General features: G+C 42.7%; 14 protein-coding genes. 9 read left to right on the plus strand and 5 right to left on the minus strand.

Going from position 1 to position 20,926, the window contains the following annotated elements:
- The first annotated feature begins 101 nt into the window (after positions 1 to 101).
- From KIO97_RS08015 to csm6, 3 genes are all read left to right on the plus strand, one after another.
- The gene (locus KIO97_RS08015) at positions 102 to 2,954 is read left to right on the plus strand and encodes a DNA polymerase (protein ID WP_285381809.1); all 2,853 of its coding nucleotides are present in this window, start codon (positions 102 to 104) and stop codon (positions 2,952 to 2,954) included.
- 121 nt (positions 2,955 to 3,075) lie between these two features.
- A complete protein-coding gene (locus tag KIO97_RS27030) occupies positions 3,076 to 4,206 on the plus strand; it encodes a PcfJ domain-containing protein (RefSeq protein ID WP_285381811.1) in 1,131 nt (376 codons plus the stop codon).
- A gap of 111 nt (positions 4,207 to 4,317) precedes the next feature.
- Complete coding sequence (gene csm6, locus KIO97_RS08025; RefSeq protein WP_285381813.1) at positions 4,318 to 5,436, plus strand: CRISPR-associated ring nuclease Csm6; 1,119 nt, start codon at positions 4,318 to 4,320, stop codon at positions 5,434 to 5,436.
- Positions 5,437 to 5,900: 464 nt separating this feature from the next.
- Here csm6 and KIO97_RS08030 read toward each other — a convergent pair whose 3' ends face one another.
- On the minus strand, positions 5,901 to 6,914 hold the full coding sequence (locus KIO97_RS08030; protein ID WP_038891495.1) for a hypothetical protein: 1,014 nt from the start codon (positions 6,912 to 6,914) through the stop codon (positions 5,901 to 5,903).
- 367 nt (positions 6,915 to 7,281) lie between these two features.
- On the opposite strand from KIO97_RS08030, the gene KIO97_RS08035 reads away from it, so the two are divergent.
- The 4 genes from KIO97_RS08035 to KIO97_RS08050 all read left to right on the plus strand — a co-directional run bounded on the left by KIO97_RS08035 (position 7,282) and on the right by KIO97_RS08050 (position 14,028).
- The gene (locus KIO97_RS08035) at positions 7,282 to 8,388 is read left to right on the plus strand and encodes a DSD1 family PLP-dependent enzyme (protein ID WP_285381815.1); all 1,107 of its coding nucleotides are present in this window, start codon (positions 7,282 to 7,284) and stop codon (positions 8,386 to 8,388) included.
- A gap of 687 nt (positions 8,389 to 9,075) precedes the next feature.
- Positions 9,076 to 10,653, plus strand: coding sequence for a hypothetical protein (locus KIO97_RS08040; RefSeq protein ID WP_285381818.1), 1,578 nt, complete (start codon positions 9,076 to 9,078; stop codon positions 10,651 to 10,653).
- Entirely contained in the window at positions 10,653 to 12,770 is a 2,118-nt protein-coding gene (locus tag KIO97_RS08045; RefSeq protein WP_285381820.1) for a hypothetical protein, read from the plus strand. Before KIO97_RS08040 ends, KIO97_RS08045 begins: the two co-directional genes overlap by 1 nt.
- A gap of 178 nt (positions 12,771 to 12,948) precedes the next feature.
- Positions 12,949 to 14,028 carry a diguanylate cyclase domain-containing protein gene (locus tag KIO97_RS08050; RefSeq protein WP_230836397.1) on the plus strand — a complete coding sequence of 360 codons (1,080 nt, stop codon included), beginning with the start codon at positions 12,949 to 12,951 and terminating at the stop codon, positions 14,026 to 14,028.
- Between the two features lie 205 nt (positions 14,029 to 14,233).
- On the opposite strand, the gene KIO97_RS08055 is transcribed toward KIO97_RS08050, so the two are convergent.
- Both KIO97_RS08055 and KIO97_RS08060 read right to left on the minus strand, forming a co-directional pair.
- Entirely contained in the window at positions 14,234 to 15,448 is a 1,215-nt protein-coding gene (locus KIO97_RS08055) for an OFA family MFS transporter (RefSeq protein WP_050906182.1), read from the minus strand.
- A gap of 21 nt (positions 15,449 to 15,469) precedes the next feature.
- Positions 15,470 to 16,516, minus strand: coding sequence for an alcohol dehydrogenase catalytic domain-containing protein (locus KIO97_RS08060; RefSeq protein WP_038891498.1), 1,047 nt, complete (start codon positions 16,514 to 16,516; stop codon positions 15,470 to 15,472).
- A 580-nt stretch (positions 16,517 to 17,096) separates the two neighbouring features.
- On the opposite strand from KIO97_RS08060, the gene KIO97_RS08065 reads away from it, so the two are divergent.
- Complete coding sequence (locus KIO97_RS08065) at positions 17,097 to 17,816, plus strand: carbonic anhydrase (protein WP_038891499.1); 720 nt, start codon at positions 17,097 to 17,099, stop codon at positions 17,814 to 17,816.
- Positions 17,817 to 17,883: 67 nt separating this feature from the next.
- Here KIO97_RS08065 and KIO97_RS08070 read toward each other — a convergent pair whose 3' ends face one another.
- Positions 17,884 to 18,987, minus strand: coding sequence for a mechanosensitive ion channel family protein (locus KIO97_RS08070; protein ID WP_285381822.1), 1,104 nt, complete (start codon positions 18,985 to 18,987; stop codon positions 17,884 to 17,886).
- Positions 18,988 to 19,336: 349 nt separating this feature from the next.
- On the opposite strand from KIO97_RS08070, the gene KIO97_RS08075 reads away from it, so the two are divergent.
- A complete protein-coding gene (locus tag KIO97_RS08075; protein WP_005432247.1) occupies positions 19,337 to 19,684 on the plus strand; it encodes a helix-turn-helix transcriptional regulator in 348 nt (115 codons plus the stop codon).
- Between the two features lie 78 nt (positions 19,685 to 19,762).
- Here KIO97_RS08075 and lldD read toward each other — a convergent pair whose 3' ends face one another.
- On the minus strand, positions 19,763 to 20,902 hold the full coding sequence (gene lldD / locus KIO97_RS08080; RefSeq protein WP_045396395.1) for an FMN-dependent L-lactate dehydrogenase LldD: 1,140 nt from the start codon (positions 20,900 to 20,902) through the stop codon (positions 19,763 to 19,765).
- Between the last annotated feature and the right edge of the window lie 24 nt (positions 20,903 to 20,926).

Consider the following 20,926-nt stretch of genomic DNA (forward strand, 5'->3'; position numbering starts at 1 on the left):
ACTTCAAAAATATAGATAACGTAAAGGCGACGTTACTTTGTAAGTTGTCTGACTACAGTGATCTCGCGCCTCAACTCAAATCAGCCATTCGAACGCTTCTGATGAATTTTCAGAGTGAGGCGTCTCGGTGTTTTCTTAGCGCTTGGCGTGCAGATCTCGCCGTTAAGTATCTAGATGACTCCATTCGTGAAGCGATTAGTCAAAATTACTCTGAGTTCTTGGATACCTTTGCACAAGGGAAAGAAGTACTGTGTAACACACTGCCTCTTGAACACTTGCCCCTCTATGCAAAATACGTAACCGAGTCACGTTTGAATGAATATTTGCAAGTTCATGGGGAAGCAAGTTCATTAGAAACGCTATCTCTGTTACGAGTAAGTGCCATCGAAAAGAACTATTTTGAATCACAGCTTCTTATTGCCTTGTTTGAACAAAAGCTCAGACAGGGAGGGGCGTCTGTTCAGAGCATTACTGCTTTATTTGATAATTTTCAAAAAGGGCTGTTTGAGCACCATGCCAAGTCTCGAACCAAAATTGAACTTTCGACTCTGGCAGTTTGCCAATGGTTGAAAGAGGGACAGGGAATCTCTGCAGACAGATTCAGCAAAAGGAGCGTGTGTGAAGGGAAGCTGTGGTTTGCGAATATAAAGGATGAAAAAGGCACAGTTACTGGAGAAAAAGAGCCCAAAGCCTTGTGCCGTCGAAACGACTGTACCAAATGTGTATTTGATGGAATGGAGAATATCGATCCATTCAAAGGAAAAACATATCAACGACAATATGTAAGTTTACCGCGAGCATTTACGTTCACAGGGTTACCGTTTTATACACTGGTTCACCAGTTGTTTGGGATCACAGCAGAGCATCTGCATCAACATGATGCGTTTGTGCGTATGTTATCTGCCATTAATCGCTGGAATGAAATTCTTGAAAAGCTGATATGTCGACAGTGTGACAACCCATTGCAAATAGCAGAACATGCCAAAGGTTCAATCGGTCACTTGGCTGTAGGAACAACTTATTGGCATTGTGGTTCTGAACGTTGTGGCTCTTATGGTGAGTCCGTAAAAATTTCTTACTGCATAGGGTGCCAAAAGTATATTGATAGTCGTGATGACAAAAAATCGTGCACGCCTTATGAGATTCGTTCGTACAAGAAGTTTTATATCTGTAATGATTGCGGAAGCTGTTGTTCTAAACATAATGGTTTTGCGGGAATTTGTCCTCACTGTGGGAAAGATGGTGCGTTTAACGACATTAATCAAACAGGAAGAACGCGAGCGAAATGTAAACATTGCAATGAAGTAACTAATATTGGTCATTTTGCGTTTCAAGCATTACAGCAGCATAAAGAGAGTGGCGGGGTATTTATCCATATTCCGTCATTTTCTAGATCGTCATCGCACTTGGCAGGTGTTGTTGTTGATAGTACAGATAACGCGCATTGGTTGGTCGGTGACGCACCATGGGACAATCAGACTCTTTATATTTACGATCTTTACGAGAGTTTGAGGACGAATAAAATCACCCGTCAAATGTTGTCTAAATATCACGAAGTTTATGACTTAAAAGTAATTGAAAAATTGGCGCTGCTAGGTGTTGAACACTCTCGATATGGGGTTGAAAAAGTAAAATCGCCCTTGGAGCAACTGTTCGAAGATAGCATTGCGGAAGGGAGTTTTCAAAGAAATCAAAATGCAATTTTTGACCACGTTCGACGTTATTTTAAAACGCTTCACGATACGGATGTGTGGTCACATTACAACAATGTAGAGCATAAGTTTATAACAGCGCTACATGCTCTTAGCGAGCAAGGTTTTAACCTCAGTGAGTCCGATTTGAAAGAAGAGTTAGCGAAGCTTGAGCGCTCGAGAAACCAACACGTTCAGAAGTTAAGTACCCTTAAGGTTTTTGATATTGATAAGCCAAGCCTAATCAACTATCTAACAGATAAGTTTACGCTGAACGAGGCTGAGTTACTCATTCGCCAACTAGAAAGGCATGGTGCAAAGCCTCTGCGTAATAGTGACTATAGCTTCGAGCATCTTCACTGTATTGAAAAAACAGAGCGTGCAGCCCGTATTGTGCAAAAGCTTTTAGCTTCGTCTAGAAATGTAAAGCCGCATTACCAAATAGTAGGTACATCGACATCTCGTTGTACCTCGCGCTCTCCTAACTTGATGAATCTCCCCAAAGAGAGTCGTCATATTTTGAAAGCGGGTCATGGTAATAGCATTGTTGAGTGTGACTATAAACAGATGGAAATCGGTGTTCTAGCTGCGCTAAGTGGTGACCAACAGCTTATCTCCGATTTTAACACTGGTGATGTGTATGAGAGATTCGGAACAGCGTTAGCAGTCTCTCGCGAGCAAGCGAAAGTCGTTTTGCTAGGGCTAATATATGGTATGAGTGCATCAACAATCGCCACTCAACTTGGGGTGACTAAGGTGATAGCGGAAACTTACATTAACCGTTTCTTTGCTCGTTACCCTGATGTGAAAAAGTACCAAAATGAACTTGTTACTCAAGGCATTGATCAAGGGTATGTGACTTCCTGTACTGGCTTACGACGTAGTGTTAATCGACTCGCCACAAAGAGCCCATCAATTCTCAACTGGGAGCAAAACTGGTTTAAAAACTTCCCGATACAAGCTTCGGCAGCGGCTGTTTTTAAGTTATCTATTGTGGAACTAGCACGCGAGTTACATGGCGAGCAATTCAAGCTCCTTGTTCCTCATTACGATGCGATTGTTTTTGAGGTGCCTGAAAATCAAACGAATCATTACACCGCACAAGTAAAAGCAGCGATGCATCGAGCGATGAAGAAACAATTCCCAATGTTGGAGCCTCAGATAGACGTGAAAAGCTGTGGTAAATCTTGGGGAGAGCAGGTTCAAGAAATGAACACTAGCAATCCTTACCAACGACAAGGCATTGATGACCTTCCTTTCTGAGTAATGATTTGAGCCTGGTTAATTCTATATCCAGGCTCTAAATCGTAAGCTTACAAACCTCTCTGTATCACTCTCTACAGTTAAGATGAGGTTTGTTCTTACACTTCACTTTGGTTTTATAGTGACTAACGCAACGATTACGCTACCAACGACCATGTTAGGATTCAATTATGATATTGAGTTAGAACATTGGCAGAAAAACCTGCATGGTTACCGAGTATTCTCTGATGGGAAAAAGGTACTGCTTGATGGAGGGTTAGGAATAAGCCTGAACTTACTGTTTGGGGACAGACAGTACGAAACTTGGCTTGATAGTATTCCTCAACACTATCTAATTGCCTCTAGTGCTTTTGCTGAGTATCAATATCAAATGCTTTGGTTGGCGGCAAACTGCTATGAAGCAGCACAGTTATTAGAGAGCCGCCCTATATTATTGGCATTGATATGCGCCAAGTACAGTGTTGATAATGATGCCGCTATTAAGCTTGCTAAGCTTGGGCAACGAGACATTTTAGCTCAGCTTGGCTTGGATTCATCTAAAGCAGCATTGAAGTTCATCGACAAGCTGGCACTTGATTTTGAGTATTCAAGTGAGTTGAAGCATGTACTCAAGCAGCTGGACGCTAACTTTTCCCGGTTCAAGGTTTTTAGCCACTACAAAGTGGTCAACTACAGCGCATTATTGCTCGACCATAGCCACCCATTTCTTACCGGAACGAATCTAGGGCGTTCAATAGCAGAACAGCGCCAGAGCGTATACAGAAATATGATGGCGTATATGAGTGATACTTTGCGCCTAGGGAATGCAATCGGCATTAACGATCCAGTTCGTCATGTTGAGAGGCTGAGCAGCGTAGAAGATTTGATTGAGTTACATGATGCTTGGGTTGCTCGACAAATAGATCTTCGCTTTGAAGCAATGAAGCCTGAGAGAACGGAGGTTCCATACCCTAAGTGCTTAGCTGATGGTCATGGTATTTCACAAATCGTCAATTTTGAAGACTTATGTGCAGAAGCTAAAGAGCAACTTCATTGTATTGCGGTATACCACAACCGAATCGCAGCCGGGTATTATGCCGCATTTCGTATGGAGTCCCCCGAACGTATGACCATTGGTATAAGCATAAACTCTAAAAAAGCTTTCCCCTATGAGGTTCAACAGATAGCCGGATACAAGAACTCCATACCAAGTGAAGAGACGCGAAGGGTAGTTCACGAGTGGTTCGAAGCATGTAAGCAGATGTATTTTTAATGATAACTTACATAATTAATGTCAGTTTTCCTATTCAAACTGCGAATAATTATCTAATAGAGAATGTGTCATCAATTGGCTTAATATTTGGGCCGAAGCTAAGAGGTCGTTGTGAAAAATATTCTGATTGCGGTGACTGGAGCAAGCCCTCAAGTCTTAACTGAGACGGTATTTGCTCTTCATAAACAAGGTAAACCTATACCTTCAGAGGTATATGTCATTACTACTAGAAGTTCAAAGGAAACGCTTGAGCAAGGGTTATTTATACAAGGTCATTGGCACAAGCTGATCAAAGATTATCACTTGCCAACCATCGAGTTTAGCTCGGATCATATTTGGGTCATCTCTGATGACCAAGGTCATGCTTTAGAGGATGCAAAAGGTGAAAGTGACCAATCTGTAATGGCGGACTTTATTACCCGTAAGGTTGCAGAGCTAACAGATGACCCGCATGTTGCTATTCATGCGTCCATAGCTGGTGGTCGTAAGACGATGGCTTTTTATATGGGCTACGCGATGTCCCTATATGGGCGAGAGCAGGATGTCTTGAGTCATGTTTTTGTTGATGATGAATTTGAGTTTGTTCCAGACTTCTATTATCCAACCCCATCAGACGAGTTTATTGGCGGTAAGCAAGAAGGTGTTATGCTCAACGCGAAAGTTGCGAATGTGACTCTAGCTGAGATACCTTTTGTTCGCATGAGAAAGCAACTGGAGAGAAACTTGATACCTGTTGTTAAGGAGTCAAGTTTCTCCAAGACGGTTGCACGGATGAATGCAGCTACTCAAGCGATAGACCTTAAGGTATCAATGAAGTCTCGCTCAATTCATGTTCTCGGGGTTGATATAAAGCTGAGTGCGAAGTTGTTGGCAATGTATGTTTTTATATTAGAACAACCAGATAGAAAGATGAAAGTTGGTAGTGCCTTCATAAAAAGCACGTCACATTCAATCCGCTATTTAGAGATTTTCAATAGTCTTGGTGGGGACGTTCGTGTTTATACGACGTTCGGGCTAGAAGACTATATTGCATGGTCAACTAGAGAATTGGACGGATTGAAACCGATCTCAACAAGTTTTATTCAAACTAATTTAAGTGGCCTTCATAAAAAACTGTTTGCTGCTTTACCTGAAGAAGTTTTTGAACAGATCAAAGTCAATTCGGACGGAGCAAAAGGTGGCAGCACATATCATGTGAAAGAGAACTTACAAGTTACTTTTGTCGATTAAACAGTAGTTAAGGTAGACATCATTGTTTGAACCTATTTTAGAGACAGCAACTTCAAAAGAAGAGGTTAGACGCATCATCAAAGAATGCGTTGAGCATGTATCCACCAACTGTCTAGGTTGCCCTGCATCTTCAGACTGTCTTAGGCATAAAGAAGTTTGGGATATAGATTAACGGCACCGTAAGTTAACAGCACAAAGTTTGTGCTTTGAACCTTGGCTCAGCTTTTCGTATGAATAGGCTGGGTCAGTTTTTCTCCAAGCTTGAAACTGAGTAGTTATGCGCAGCGGTATGTCAGGCAAGGTTATTCTTGATTGGGAATAAGGTCGCGATAAAGCAGACAAAATCTTCCTGAGAACCAATTAATAAAAACGCCTCAAGTGAACCTTGGGGCGTTTTTGTTTTATCGAGTTGGTTTGAACCTGTAACTAGAACTCGCTACTGCTTATTTACTATTAATTCAGCCTTAGCGCTTTATCGCGATGGTTCCGGTTTCAACTACGCGAGATTCCTTCGAAACCATGACTTTTACCGAGTGTTTTTCTGAAGAGAATAGTGTTTTCGCCGAAGTCGTTGGCCGCCCAAGTGCAGGCGCATGCTCTTGCTTTTGATAATGGATTTCCCAATGACGAGCTTGAGTGTTGTAGCGCATAAACGCAAAGCCATTCACACTCTTGATGGTGGTGTTCCCTTTTTGGTAGAAGCCGTAGTCGCGAAAACTCATATAGTTGATTAAACCGTTGCGATGGTCCTTCACGTCATTGTATTGCTTATCTTCTTTGCTGCCTTCCACGTGATACACCCTGATTAGATCGTCACTCCAATCATCAACAACAAAAGAGCAGCCGCTGAAGTTTGGTGTGAAAACATACAAATGATCGCGATGAGGGTCAGGGTGTTTAGGTATATCGAGATACTTGCCTTGCGCGACCCAGTAGGCCATCTGTGATGTTTTTTGGTCGGGTTGTTGCCCTGCAAAGGTATCAATGACTTCGATAGTGCCTACTGTTCCATGAGCGTGTTTGTATTGCATGCCACTGAAAACAAGCTCACCGCTTTCTTCTACTTCTTTCTTTGTCGCTGGGCTGAGAGATGTCATCTGATGAGCAACGATCTCTGCGCTGACGCATTGGTTGTTAAAGCTAGAACCTAGCAAGTCGGACGGCAGCACACGTGTTCCAGTCGCATCGATCATTTCCTTTCTTGATGTCGGCATCGGTGACAGAATGGCATCAGGAAACTCACGTTCTTCGCCTACGTGAATATGGTTTTTCTGTTCTGTCGCGGCTTCAGTGATATTGGCTTCCTGCTTCTCTTTGTTGCGCTCATCAATGGTTTTATTTTTGTTATTGTTCCATCGCTTATAATCATCTGTTGAATAGGTTAATTCAGCCCTGCGTTCTTGCCGCTGTCGTGCCGCTCGCTGTGCTGTGGTTTCTTGTGTTTCTTCCGAACTAACAGGCGCTGATTGATATCGCATGTAGGCATTCCGATAAAAAATAAATAAAAGAATACCAGCGGTTTTATAAATTTCATGACCCAACTGTTTAAATAGTAACTTTTACTAATAAAAAACTCACAATGAATTAATTTTTAATGTTAATTGTGTCTATAAAGCTTTTTTGAATGGTTTAAATCAAATTTAATAATAAGTGTAATTGTTATTGGATTAGGTATTCATTTGGTAAATAAAAGACTATTAATTAACGTCGGCTTAATTTTTATTTAAGGGGTCTTAGTCAGCCCCTTAAATGCTTTAAGTTACGTGCCTTGCTCAAAACTCTCCATGCCTTATAATCAATGGCTTTCTAAGAAAATAACTAAAAAACTGTAGCTAGGTGACATATATGGATATCAATCAATTAGAAACCCCTTCGTTATTTGTGGATATCGATAAGATGAAGACAAATATTAAGGCAATGCAGCAACGCATAAATGATTTGGGTTTAACTTTACGTCCCCACACTAAAGCACACAAAATTCCGGCGATTGCGCAAATGCAATTAGACGCTGGAGCGCAGGGGATTTGTGTGGCCAAATTAGGTGAAGCAGAAGTGATGGCGCAAGGTGGCATTAAGGATATTCTCATAACCACGCCTATTGCGGGACAAAAGAAAATTCAGCGTTTAATCACTCTGCATCAAGATCATCCTGACGCCCGTTTTATTCAGGTGATTGACGATTATTATCACGTTGTAGAAATTGCAAAAGCCGCATCAGCGGCAAATCTTTGTGTTGAGTTGATGATTGAGGTGGAAAGCGGTCAACAGCGCTGCGGTGTTCAGGTTGGTGATGATTTAGTGCAGCTTATCCACGCGATTCAAATTACGGATGGTGTCAGCTATGTCGGCCTCCAAGCTTATAGCGGACACTTACAACATGTTAAGGACTATTGTTCGCGAAATGAGCAAGCGAGATCGGTTGTGGTGCCTTTGTTTGATTTCATTACATCTACTTTAGAGCCTCAAGGTATGGCACCTCAGATAATTAGCGGAGGAGGGACAGGGACATATGCAGCCTATCAGGGGTTAGGCTACAGTGAGATTCAAGCGGGTTCGTACCTTTTTATGGATGCGGCTTACCTTGCTATTGGAGACGAAACTAATGCGACCGAGAATCATCAGTTTTCTCCTGCACTTAAAGTGCTAAGCACTGTGATCAGTCAGCCAACACCTTCGCGTACCGTGATTGATGCAGGGATGAAATGTCTTTCTATTGATCTTGGCATGCCTATTGTTGAAGGTAGTGAAGGAGTAAGGTATCAAACTGGCGGTGATGAACACGGTATCCTTCATCATGAAGAAGGTTGCGAGATTTTTGAACTTGGACAGCAAGTTATTCTGTTGCCAAGCCACTGTGATACAACATTGAATAACTTCGATACTTTGTATGCCGTGCAAGACGGAAAAGTGGTCTGTCAATGGACAATCGAAGGGCGTGGGCGCTCAGATTAAGAGCACAGTATTCACTTACCGTTGAAAACTACTCAAAACACGACTCAATATAAAAACGGCAGTTTGCACAGAGTGATGTTAGCTCGCATCATTTTGACACTGACTGCTGTTTCATCAAATCACTACAAGCTTACTCTTATTCAATAGCAAGCGGCACATGACATTGTTTAAATTTGTTTAAATTTGTGTAAATTAAGTATTTCAAAGTATCGCAATCCGACTTTTTACCGACTTAAAAAATAGTTATTGATAGATTTAAGCGGATACGAATATTCTTTTAGTTACATTGCCTGTCAATCTCTCTGGTTTGGTGGTTGCTTTTTCATCATGACGGTTGATGTTTAACCTGTTAATGTGTGTGCGTTAGGCATGTTTTGGTGATTTCTTTACCAAAGTTTTTCTAGTTTAGTTAGAGCTAATTATCTGAGGTTTTGCACAAACTCTCAGTGATACTTTAGGTTTTTCTGAATATAAAAATCGAGACTGTGGGTAAGAGAGGAATATCATTTCCCTTTTATTCAGAGTCTAACCGCTGCTTTTCATCTTATAAGGTTCTCCATACTACGTAATTTATAGATCCCTACGACTTACTAGGGATCTTCTATTCCCTCATGAAACAAAATGCATGAGTGTCAGAACGTATTTTTGGAGAACGTAAATAACGTGACCCTTTATTTGAAAACCACTATGAAAATATTATTCGCAATTGCTCCACTCTTTTTATCAATGTCCGTTGAGGCATCGGTTTATTTTGGCCCTCCTGATGGGGAGAATATTATTGATATAGGTAGTAAAGATGGCTACCTATTTAAGGTCGAAAATGGAATCTATGTACAAGCTCATTCGGAGGAATTCGTTCTCGGAATCGCGACTCTATTTGAAAACTTGAAGCAGACTCGCACAGGGAAAGCCATCATTAACCAAGCCTCTCACTATGTCCCGATTGCGCTGCCAAATAAAGAGCGCGCTTTAGCGTTCCATACTGAAGGTCTAGTTGATGGAACGATAGAAAAGATTCACGTTGTAATAAGGCCACCTAGGGGCGGAAAGCAGTTTGTCACAGAACCTCTAATCGCCTCCCCTGAATTTGTTAATTATCAATCAAATGGGCTTGGAGTTCCTGCCGTGATTTATTTTGACATCGATAATGCAGTTTTAATCCCCGGTCATTCAACCATTATTGAACCTTCCATAGCTCTGGGACATGAACTTATACACGCTCGTGACTATTTAACCGGAGGTTTACCAACGGGGACGCAACGAATTCGTTATCGTGCTCCTGTCGCCGGTACAACTCATAATGGAGAAGATTTTACAGAGGGAGAGGTGGTTGAATTTAACTTAATGAAACGTGAGATAGAAGCGACAGGACTCTCCTACCAAAAAGGGAGTACAAAGTTAAAAACACTCACGACTTCGCGCCAATCGTCTATCGAAAGAAGAGAAAGCGTGATGAATGTTTGGGAAGAAGCATTAAAGAATAAATCGGTACCTAGGGCTGATTACGCTCGCGTTAAAACCAATATTCAACGTTTAAAATCTGAAGTGCCAGTATCTGAATACCATTTATCTAAAGAGTTTGGGAATCAAGCTCGTGATATGTATTGGCCTGGCTCTATGGTTGATTACGCATCAACCCCGACTGATATAACGTTGAAAAGCGTAAAGCAAACTACCTCTGGAGTATTGAGCTCAACAGCACTCAGTACAACAAAAGTAAGTGAGGCACTCCATAGCAGCCCTCAATCTCTTTTACTAATAAGCACAAGCTTAATTGAACGAAAAAATGGTTTCCCAAAACTTGATAAAGTGTTGCGTACCGCTCTTGAATTAGCCATCAAAGCGGATCGCAAAGTTATACTTCTCGAAGGTGATAATTTTTCATCGTTAACAGAGGTAGAAAAGCGCCTCACAGTAGCAACGATTGAAAAAGCCGCGGATAGTATTAAAAAAGGCAATACCCCATCTTCTGTCATTCAAATAAACGCTGATGAGATTAGTAATGAGGGCAGAGATTGGTTAACTCAAGTGGATCAAGTGGTCTTGATTTCGACCAATGACGATATTTCCGCGTTGACGATGTCCGAAAATATTGCTGGTAGCTCTCAAAAACTATTAGTCAATCGAATTGTGAGATCAGCTCAACCCAATCCGAGTGTGATATACGCGAACCGTTTGCGCTGGTCTAAGCTCGCAGAAAAAGAAAATGTAACGTTAGTGGCAAACTCTGCATTACCTAAGTCAAAGAGGTGTTGGAGCCGATAATGAAGATCAAAAATTTAATATTGCTCATTGGTCTTTGCGTAAGCTTGAATGTCAATGCATTGGAAATGTGCCGTCTTGGCTCTGAAACACTTGAAGAAGAGCACGAGTGGCTGGCTCGGTTGGACTATGAATTTGAGAGTGAACTGACTGATGTTAAAGAAGTTGCAGCATTGGATAAAATTCCAAGTCTAATGCTTCCCATAAGCGAGCAAGGCATGCTTGCTGAACATTGGGCTGGCGTTACAGCGGCCATAGACAGTAAAAATAGTCAGCCCAACAGTGCAAAAAGAATCGCCCAATTGGAGCGTGTTTCTGAGCGTCAAGCTCTGTGGCAGCTAGCTAAAAATGGTGGTAGGGCTTTTTCAAGCGTGTTGGATATTATTTTTTTCGCACCTTGGATTGAAGATTTAACAAGAACCATGTGGGATGACTCTGCCAGTGCTCTGCACCAACTGAGTGTTACTACTGAGCCAATCCCTTTCGTCGGTTTTGCTATCGGCTATTATGATTACCTTTCCACATTGGATAGCCCAGAGAAACGACTCAATCAATGGCAGCAAAATGGGCATTACAGTTACGGGCAAGAGACTGTACTTGAGCGGCTAAATACGACATCTGCAGAGGCTATTGAGCAGCAGCACGAGCAGTTAAAGCTGCATATCGTTGAATTGACCAAAAGGCTTTCTTCTATTCAGTTGCTTCATTTCGACGCAACCTACAGTGCAAAAGTATTGGAGCTGCAGGAAATCATCAATAAGATGTTTTCTGCGATTGACCTCGAATACGCCAATACAATGCTAGAGCTCTATAATTTTCCCCCTCACGTGATTCAAAAATTTGGAGAGCAAGCTTGCGTGAATCAAAAGCAAGAGGTCGTAGAAGAGCTTGTTCGTTTAGGCACTGCTTCTAGTGGGGCTCTGGACGATTTAAGAGCATGTAGCTATCGAATGCTAGTGGCAAATCTCGGAAAACTTTATGGTATTGGAAAGTACTCGCATATCGAGAAAACGCGTCAGGAGGTTTTCGAGCATAAACAAAATATCGTTGAAAATGCACAGAGACATATTCTTGACTGGCGAAGAAAAATACTTGAAATTCAGAGCAGTAGTATTGAAAAGCTTGTTCTAGAAACAATCAATAATGACAATATTCGTCTTTATCGACAGTATTTATATCAGCATGCCCGCCGCATCGCGATAGACAACTTTTCTTTGTCGATTTTACAGCGACGTGCTACCGAAGAAGAGCAGAGAACAGGGCGATTTCTTGTTGGGGCAGGAGAGCTGATCTGCGGACTGTACTCTTGCCAGGTTTATGAAGGCAGAGAAGTCTTTTTTGATGAAGACTCTGATCCACTTTTACAAAAGCTGTCTGAGCCCTTGGACAACATCGATTTGAGCAGTTACAGCAACGAGCGTGTTAGGCGTGGATGGACAAACGTTGAGCTTGATGAGCCTTATATAAACCTCTGGCAACAGTGGCAAAATAGAGAAGATGTAAGTCTGTCAGCTTTGCCTTATAAAGGTAACCCTTCATTGGAAGTGATTAAAAAAGACATGCCAGAGTTGTTTGAGATTTTAGAGAAGATCCCAAGTCACTCATCAGCGGAACAGGCTAAACCGTTTTTGTTTGAATTGATAAGAAATAGGATGTTTAAAGAAGATATCCAAACCGCTTGGACGAAACTTGGCGATTTTATATTTCGATTTCAATATGAACAGCGTCAACATCAATCGCTCAACTTCCTACCTTTGCAGTGGCAGCAAGCCATTTGGCCTTCTCAGCCTCAAGGTGTGTTGTTTAGTGCTTTTTTAGACAAAACATACATGTACTACTCTCGTCAGCCTTGGGCTCAAGCCTTACCGTATTCGGATGAGAAAAATGCTACCTCTAACTGGACGCTATATCAGGGAGAGGCACATCGCTACTATTTGACCCAGTCGGTGCCCGAGGATGTCTATCTCGGAGACCAATATTGGATAGAGCTAAATGAACAACTCAGTCACGTTTTATCATTGCCCGAAATTCGCTGGCGTCCGTTTGAACAGATGATTCTCATGGATATATGGTCTCAGATTACTGAGATAGAATCTTTAGTCGAGATATCTAAATATTAATGTAAGGGTGGCTTAATTTTTAATACAGAGGATTGTTGGCTAAAAATCTAGGAAGTCGCTCTCCATGATGCAGAGCGACTTCCTTGAACTTATGTCACTAACATAGGGATGAAATCTGCACCTTTCAGCCACTAGGGTATATACTCTCCGATTTTGTGGGCTGACTAACGTGAAACATATGATTCGATTGCTAATTGTTGCTGCAACAGCGTTGTTGATGTGGATGGATTTCAAAATCTCAGCGGTAAGTCGAATTGATACACTTATTGATTTCTCTCAATCGATCAGAAATTTCACGTCGATGCCTAGCTATTCTTCTACCACACAGTTTCCTTTCAACGTTCCCAGCTACGTGACAGTGCACATGACTAAAGAGCTCAATGCACTCTCAGACATGGCAAATTATAAAGAAGTGAGCCTCAACCCAACTAACCGTGAAAACCTTGCGAATGAACGGGAGACTTCTGTCTTAGAGAGCGATGAGATATCAAGTGCCTATCGTGTATATCTTGAAAATAGTAATGTTTATCTTACTCGTTATGATCCGATCGTCGTAGAGCCATCATGTGTTCAGTGCCATGGTTCTGTAGACACGGCGATGGCGGAACAAATCGAGATGTATGGTCGTGACGACGGTTTCAATTACAAAGTTGGGGATATCTATGGGCTAAAGGTCGCTTCAATTGACATCACCTGGTTCTTGCTAAGATACGTTGGTCTGGCCGTATTGTTTGGAGTGCCAGTGGCTATTTTGGTCGGCAGATATAATCGAAAGCTTAATGCTGCAATGAACATCGATGCGCTTTCTGGTGCGTTCAACAAAAACTATTACCTGAAGACCAAACATACTTTTGGTTCGGGCTATTTTCTTCTTTTTGATATTGATGACTTCAAGCAAATCAATGATACCCATGGGCACCAATATGGCGATATGGTGATCAGTCAAGTGTGTCAGCTCTTGAAATCATATTGTCGAGACTCGGACCAACTGTTCCGTTTTGGTGGCGAGGAGTTTGCTTTGTTTATGCAAGGGGACGCGTCTAAGCTGCGAGTTGAAGAGTTCTTAAAAAGTACACTCAATGAAATAAGGCAGACATCGTTTGGCGACGAGCAGCTTAAGCTTCGAGTTACTGTTTCTATTGGGGTTTGCCACAAAGTGGAAGAACAGCATATCGATGACGTAATGTCGAAATCAGATAAGGCGCTATATCAGGTCAAATGCACTGGTAAAGACAACTTCCTCTTTTATGAGGAATGATCGTCGACGAAGCATTTATGGTCTTCTCTATATGGTATCTAAACCTCGATAAAGCGCCTAATAAACGATGACAACTTATTTAAAAGTGGATACGGTTTCTTTTAAAAATATCGTTTATTAGGCGAAACTGGTTGATTGGTAACAGCGTTCATTTGGCTGTTTGAAAAATCAATAAATTATTGAAATAGATGAGCTTTGCTCTATTTTAATACTCAAGCTTTGCCGCATTTCTATTAACTATTTCCGATTTATCAACGGGTTTCATTAAATAGTTCATTGCGGTAATGAAAAACAAGAGTACCGCGAATGCCAAATACGTCGTTTCAGTCGTCCCCGATATTGAAGCGAGTATCCCTCCGAAAAAACCTGATACGCCCCATGCAGAGTAGAGTATGCCGAAGTTAGTGCCGTATGACTTCAAGCCATAGTCAATTGCCGTGACCGGAGGGAAAACACCAAATAAAGCACCGTAAGACATTGCGCCAACTGAGATTCCAATCATCAGTGGGATTGTGGTTTCTATCGTTGTGAAAAAGATCATGTTTACGGCTTGCAATAGGAAGATCAAACCTAAGGTGTGAACACGTCCTATCTTGTCAAAAACGACCCCGCCAATGACTCGACCTGCGGTGTTGAAGATGGCAAGCAAAATGATACTTAGCGCGATTTCTTCCGACGTTAATCCTATCGATTTACTGACGTTACCAATGGAGCCTATTAGCATGATACCGGCTGCCGATGAGACCATGAACATCAACCATATCTGATAAAACTGTGGCGTTTTCAGCATGTCTAGCCACTGAATGTTCACATCGACGCAAGATTCTGTGGTTTCTCCCTTTGGCTCATCGGCCACATAACCCTTCGGAGGATCAACGAGCAGTGATGCCATTGGAATCATGAAGAGTAAGCCAATACCGAGAATCTTAAACGTATCTAAAATGCCAAAGTGCTCGATAAGGATGGTTGATAGAGGTGCCAAATACAGCGCCGCCATCGCAAAACCGCCAGCGGTGAGGCCGCTGACAAGTCCCTTCCTATTCTCTGGCCACCATTTCATGGTGCAAGGGCCGATACAGGCATAAGCAAACCCCATACCTGCGCCAACCATGCACCCAAATGTAACCTGCAGTTCCATCAATGTTGAGGCATAACCCGAAGCCAAAAGTCCTGCTCCGACAAGAAAAACACCAAGGATTGTTACTATTCTTGGTCCTACTTTGTCTTGCCATACACCGGCCAAAAATAGACTGACTGAGAAGGTAAAAACAGACGTCTGATATGGCCCATCTACGTGCTTTGCATCAACACCCAGCGCTTCAGCTAAAGGTTCACTGAAAACACCCCATACGTATAAGATACCGATTGATAGGTTAACTATTAAACCTATCAATAGAATTTTAAATGGTTTATTAATCAATTTAGCCTCAACATATTTTTACTATGAACAATCGTTAGAAATAATGACCTTTAATGATTTATGGTCGGAGGCATGCGTAAATGTTGAATACGCTTCCTCTGCTTCTGATAAGGTAAATTGATGGCTAATCAGATCTTTAGGCTTTAAGTAACCCGCTCTAATTTGTTTGATCAGCATCGGAATAGTATGGGTATGGACCATGCCTGCCGTCATGGTGAAATTGCGTTTCCACATGTCTTCAAGGTTGATGATTGCTGGCTTACCGTGCACACCAAGTACTGCAATGTTACCTCCTGGGCACACCAGCTTTTGAGACATATCCCAGCCAGCAGGAATACCAATGGCTTCGATAACGACGTCTACGCCCACATCATCGGTCATGTCCAAAATTTGCTGTACTGCTGTGCCATCTGAGTTATCAATTGCGTGTGTGGCGCCTAGCTCTTTAGCGACTTGAAGGCGGTGAGGGTTATTGTCGATCGCGTAGATTTCGCTTGGAGAGAAGAACTTAGAAGTCATTAATGCCGCAAGGCCAACCGGACCACAGCCAATCACCGCCACAGAGCAGCCAGGTTGGACTTGGCCATCAAGGACGCCCACTTCATATCCCGTTGGGAAGATGTCACTCAGCAGAACCAAACAATCGGTATCGATGTCATCAGGAACAAGGTGCAAGCTGGTGTCACCATGAGGGACGCGAACGTATTCAGCTTGGCATCCGTCAATTTCATTGCCGAGCAACCAGCCGCCATCTAAACACTGGCCAAATTTAGACACTTGGCACATTTTGCAGCTGCCGCAAGAGGTAATGCATGAAACAATGACGCGATCGCCTGGCCTAAAATTATTAACGCGATCACCACAAGACTCTACAATTCCGACGCCTTCATGACCCATAATTGTGCCAGGTTTAAACGTTGCTACATTATTTCTTAAAATATGTAAGTCAGTCCCACAAATGGTTGTCTTTTCGATTTTAACGATGACATCACTTTGATTAATAATTTCAGGCTTTTCTCGCTCGACTAATTTAGCGGTGTCTTTTCCGTCAAATACATATGCTTTCATTGGGGGTCCTTAATTCACATTATTGTTATGGAAACACCAAAATATAATATAGGCGTAATTTATAAATTAACGTGACTCGCTTGGCAGTTAACAATTGATTAACAGATAATAAACATAATTCAAGTTTCTAATAATTTAAAAGAGTCAGTAATATAAAAATAAAATTACATTATTAAAGAAAGTGAATAATATAATTTTAAATAAATCATTTTTCTTGGTGGTTTTAAATAATTTGCCATAAATAGATAAACGATGATTCCTCACTTTATTAAAGGGGGTATATATTCGGTATGAGGTCTAAGCCAGTTACGGGGTGAGAGACATTGTTGGATTGAGGGGAATACGGCATTTGGGTAGCGAACCAAAACGATTTGAGTTCGAACCGCAACCTTATGCGCTCTAATCATTGACTTATCAATTACATAAAATGTGGAGATCATTTCCAAATTTGGCAGGTAAACATAGATTGCATAGCGCGAGCTAATCCAATTCTGTCATTCGTTTGTTAATACTGCATGCAATAAACACGATCTGATGAACGTGTTTATTTACCTAACCATGAATACAAAAGGAAATGAAAATGAGAAAGTCACTGACAGCACTTGGTTTAGCATTGGTATTTGCAGGCTCAGCAAACGCAGCAAACTGGGGATATGAGGGAGAACACGGCCCAGCGAATTGGGGGGAGTTTGCTTCTGAATGTGCTAAAGGTCAGAACCAAAGCCCGATTGACATTCAATCAACGACAGAAGCGAAGCTAGATAAGTTGAACTTCGATTATGAAGGCAAGGTAATGTCGTTGCTCAATAATGGCCACACGCTGCAAACCAGTTTAGAAGGCAACAATACGCTAACGGTTGACGGCAAAGAATTCACACTGAAGCAATTCCACTTCCACACACCTTCTGAAAACCACGTTGATGGTAAAGAGTACCCATTGGAAGCGCACTTTGTTCATGCGGATAAGGCGGGCCACCTAGCGGTTGTGGCGGTGTTCTTTAAATTGGGTGACGCGAACCCAGACCTCGCGAAGCTGCTGGCTAACGTTCCAAATAAAGATCAGGACGTAGCGATTAAAGTCCCATTTGATGCGGATGCCTTAATCCCGAGTGATAAAGAGTACTACCGTTTTAATGGCTCTCTAACGACACCGCCATGTTCTGAAGGGGTTCGTTGGTTGGTGATCAAAGAGACGCAAACTATCTCTCCAGAACAAGTAAAAGCCTTTGCGAAAGCGATGGGTCACAACAATCGACCAATTCAACCACTGAACGCGCGTATGATCCTAGCGCAGCAGTAAGTTTGAAAAACGAGTAACGAAAAAGCCCGCTTATAAAAAGCGGGCTTTGTGATTTCTCTGGCTGTGTTTAGAAGCCATTGTCTTCTTGTGCTTGAGCTTTTGCCATTTGAATTGGGTCGAGCTTGAGCGTTTGTGTTGGGAACGCGATATCCGCTTCGTGCTTTTTAATGATCGCCATCACTTCGAGCAGTACATCTTGCTTCACCTCGTGGTAGCGAACCCAGTTCACTGTTTTGGTGAAGGTATAGATAAAGAAGTTAAGAGATGACGCTCCAAACGCATCAAAGTTCACGATGAGGGTCTGGCGTGTATCGATGTCTTTGTGATTCTTCAGCATTTCACGCACTTCATCAATGATCACTGGCACTTTGTCCGAATCGTCGTAACGCAGGCCAATCGTTTCAAAGATTCGACGGTTCAACATGCGTGATGGGTTCTCTACTACGATGTTGCTGAAGACAGAGTTCGGTACGTATAAAGGACGCTTATCGAAGGTGCGAATGCTGGTCATACGCCAGCCGATACGCTCCACCGTGCCCTCAATTTGACGGTCAGGAGAGCGGATCCAATCTCCAACTTTAAATGGGCGGTCAAAGTAAATCATCAAACCACCAAAGAAGTTAGAAAGTAGGTCCTTTGCGGCCAAACCGACAATCAAACCACCGACACCACCGAAGGTCAGTAAGCCAGACAGGCTAAGGCCAAATGCCTGCATTACCGTAAGAACGCCAATAACGATAAAGAACAGACGTGCAACTTTCGCCACGGCTTGTACTGTGGTCTCGTCGCGGGTTTTCTGTTCGAGAACGTAATCTTCGACGTTTGTGATGAGGCGCATCACGATCCAAACTAAGATGCTGATCACGAGGATGAGCTTGAGGGTGCTGAGCCAGTTGAACTCATTACCTAACTCACTTTGCAGTACGATGCCAAGCGAGACCGTTGCTGGCCAACACCAGATTAAGGTACTGATGGGCGTCTTGAGTGCTTCGAGTAAAAGGTCATCCCAATGGAAAGGGGTTTTCTCAAATAAAATCGCGAGACGAGAATAGAGGACGCGCCAAGCAACCCAAGCAAAAAAGCTGGCGATTGTTATGAACAGTACGCTACTGCTCCAATCTTGATGGTTCGCCATGACGTAAGTTTGAAGTTCTGTAAACCACTGTGGCATAAGTAAAGTTTCATTTTTTAGAACAATGGGTGAAAGGTAGCAGAGTTTGAGTTTTCGCCCTAGCAAAATGATGTGATTCGAAAAATCAACGTTCATCTTTTAAGTACGGAAAATCAAAGGATGAGTATTTAGTTAGGCGTTAATGATTTTTATGTAAATACAAGTCAATGACAGGAAAGGTGAAATGCAAATTATGTGTCGCTCGGTTAGTCCCGTGTGATGAAACTCGAAGTTTGAAAGATAAGCGCTATCATTCGAACCATCAATTGTAGGTTCTTTGACTCATCGCTAACATTTATCAAGTTCAATTATGAGACTGTAAGGTTAATTTGATATGCGGAGATGAACCATGGAATTTACAGAGCTAGATAGAAATGCGCTCTACGACATTTGGATGTCGCAAAAAGCAAAAATGCACCTTACCCAAATGGAGATGGCAAAACGTCTAGGTATTAGTCTGCATGAGTTCTCTTCTTTGTTACGCGGCAATGCTCCGCTAACTCTGGGGTTTGTTAAACAGCTATGTGAGCAATTACACGTTCGCCCTGGACAAGTTATTCCATCCTTGACTGAACGAGATATCTCCGGTTCTGGTTCGGTATATTTGCAAAACCGCATTACTGTCGACGGTGAGATCCGCAACGTGTTTGTTGAAGGTAATCAGGTTGTGATTGAGTACGAGCACCACGTAAGCTGATACGAATGAACAGACAAAAAAGCGAGCTTGAAGGCTCGCTTTTTTGTTTTCATGCTGCTAGTAGGAAGTTCTTTAAGCTTATGGCATTTTTACCAGTGAATCACGCGATAGGTCAGAGATGGTTTTCGCCCCTGTCAGTGTCATTGCTACGCGCATCTCTTTGTCATACAAATCAAGCAAGTTCTCTACGCCGGCACCGCCTTGCGCTGCGAGTGCGTAAACAAAAGAGCGACCAAGTAGCGTACAATCTGCACCAAGTGCCAGCATACGCACGACATCCAAGCCGGTGCGTATACCTGAATCAACGAAAATCTTCAGGTCGCCTTTTACGGCATCGGCGATGCTAGGCAAAGCTTTTGCTGTAGAAAGCACACCGTCTAGCTGGCGACCACCGTGGTTTGAGACAACAATACCATCCGCACCAAAGCGAACTGCGTCTTTTGCATCTTCTTCATCCAAAATACCTTTGATGACCATTGGGCCGTCCCAAAAGTCTCGAATCCACTCTAGATCTTTCCAAGAGATTGAAGGATCGAAGTTTGCGCCCAGCCAGCCAATGTAGTCTTCCAACTTGGTTGGCTCGCCACGGTAAGTGGAGATATTACCTAAGTCGTGAGGTTTACCTAATACACCCACATCTAATGCCCAGCTAGGATGAAGCATAGATTGGAATACACGGCGCATCGCCGCATTTGGACCACTCATACCGGAGTGCATGTCACGGTAACGCGCGCCTGGCACTGGCATATCCACAGTGAAGACCAGCGTTGTTACGCCAGCGGCTTTCGCGCGCTCAAGTACGTTCTTCATAAAGCCACGGTCTTTCAGAACATACAGCTGGAACCACATTGGGCGTTCAATCGCAGGGGCCACTTCTTCAATTGGACAAACGGATACGGTCGACATGGTGAAAGGAATGCCTTTCTTTTCTGCCGCTTTTGCTGCTTGAACCTCACCACGTCGTGCGTACATACCTGTTAAGCCAACAGGCGCTAGAGCAATAGGCATCGCCAGCTTTTCACCGAAGATTTCCGTTTCTAAGCTTAGCTCGCTCATATCGCGCAGAACACGTTGACGTAGTGCAACGTCACCTAGGTCATCGGTGTTGCGCTTCAATGTGCGCTCATCGTATGAACCGCCATCAATGTAATGGAAAAGGAATGGAGGCAGCTTGGCTTTCGCAGCAGCGCGGTAATCTGTAGAAGCAGAGATAATCATATTCGTGTGTCCTGGCTGTTATTC

It is taken from the genome of Vibrio sp. B181a (assembly GCF_030248375.1).
Lineage (GTDB): Bacteria > Pseudomonadota > Gammaproteobacteria > Enterobacterales > Vibrionaceae > Vibrio > Vibrio campbellii.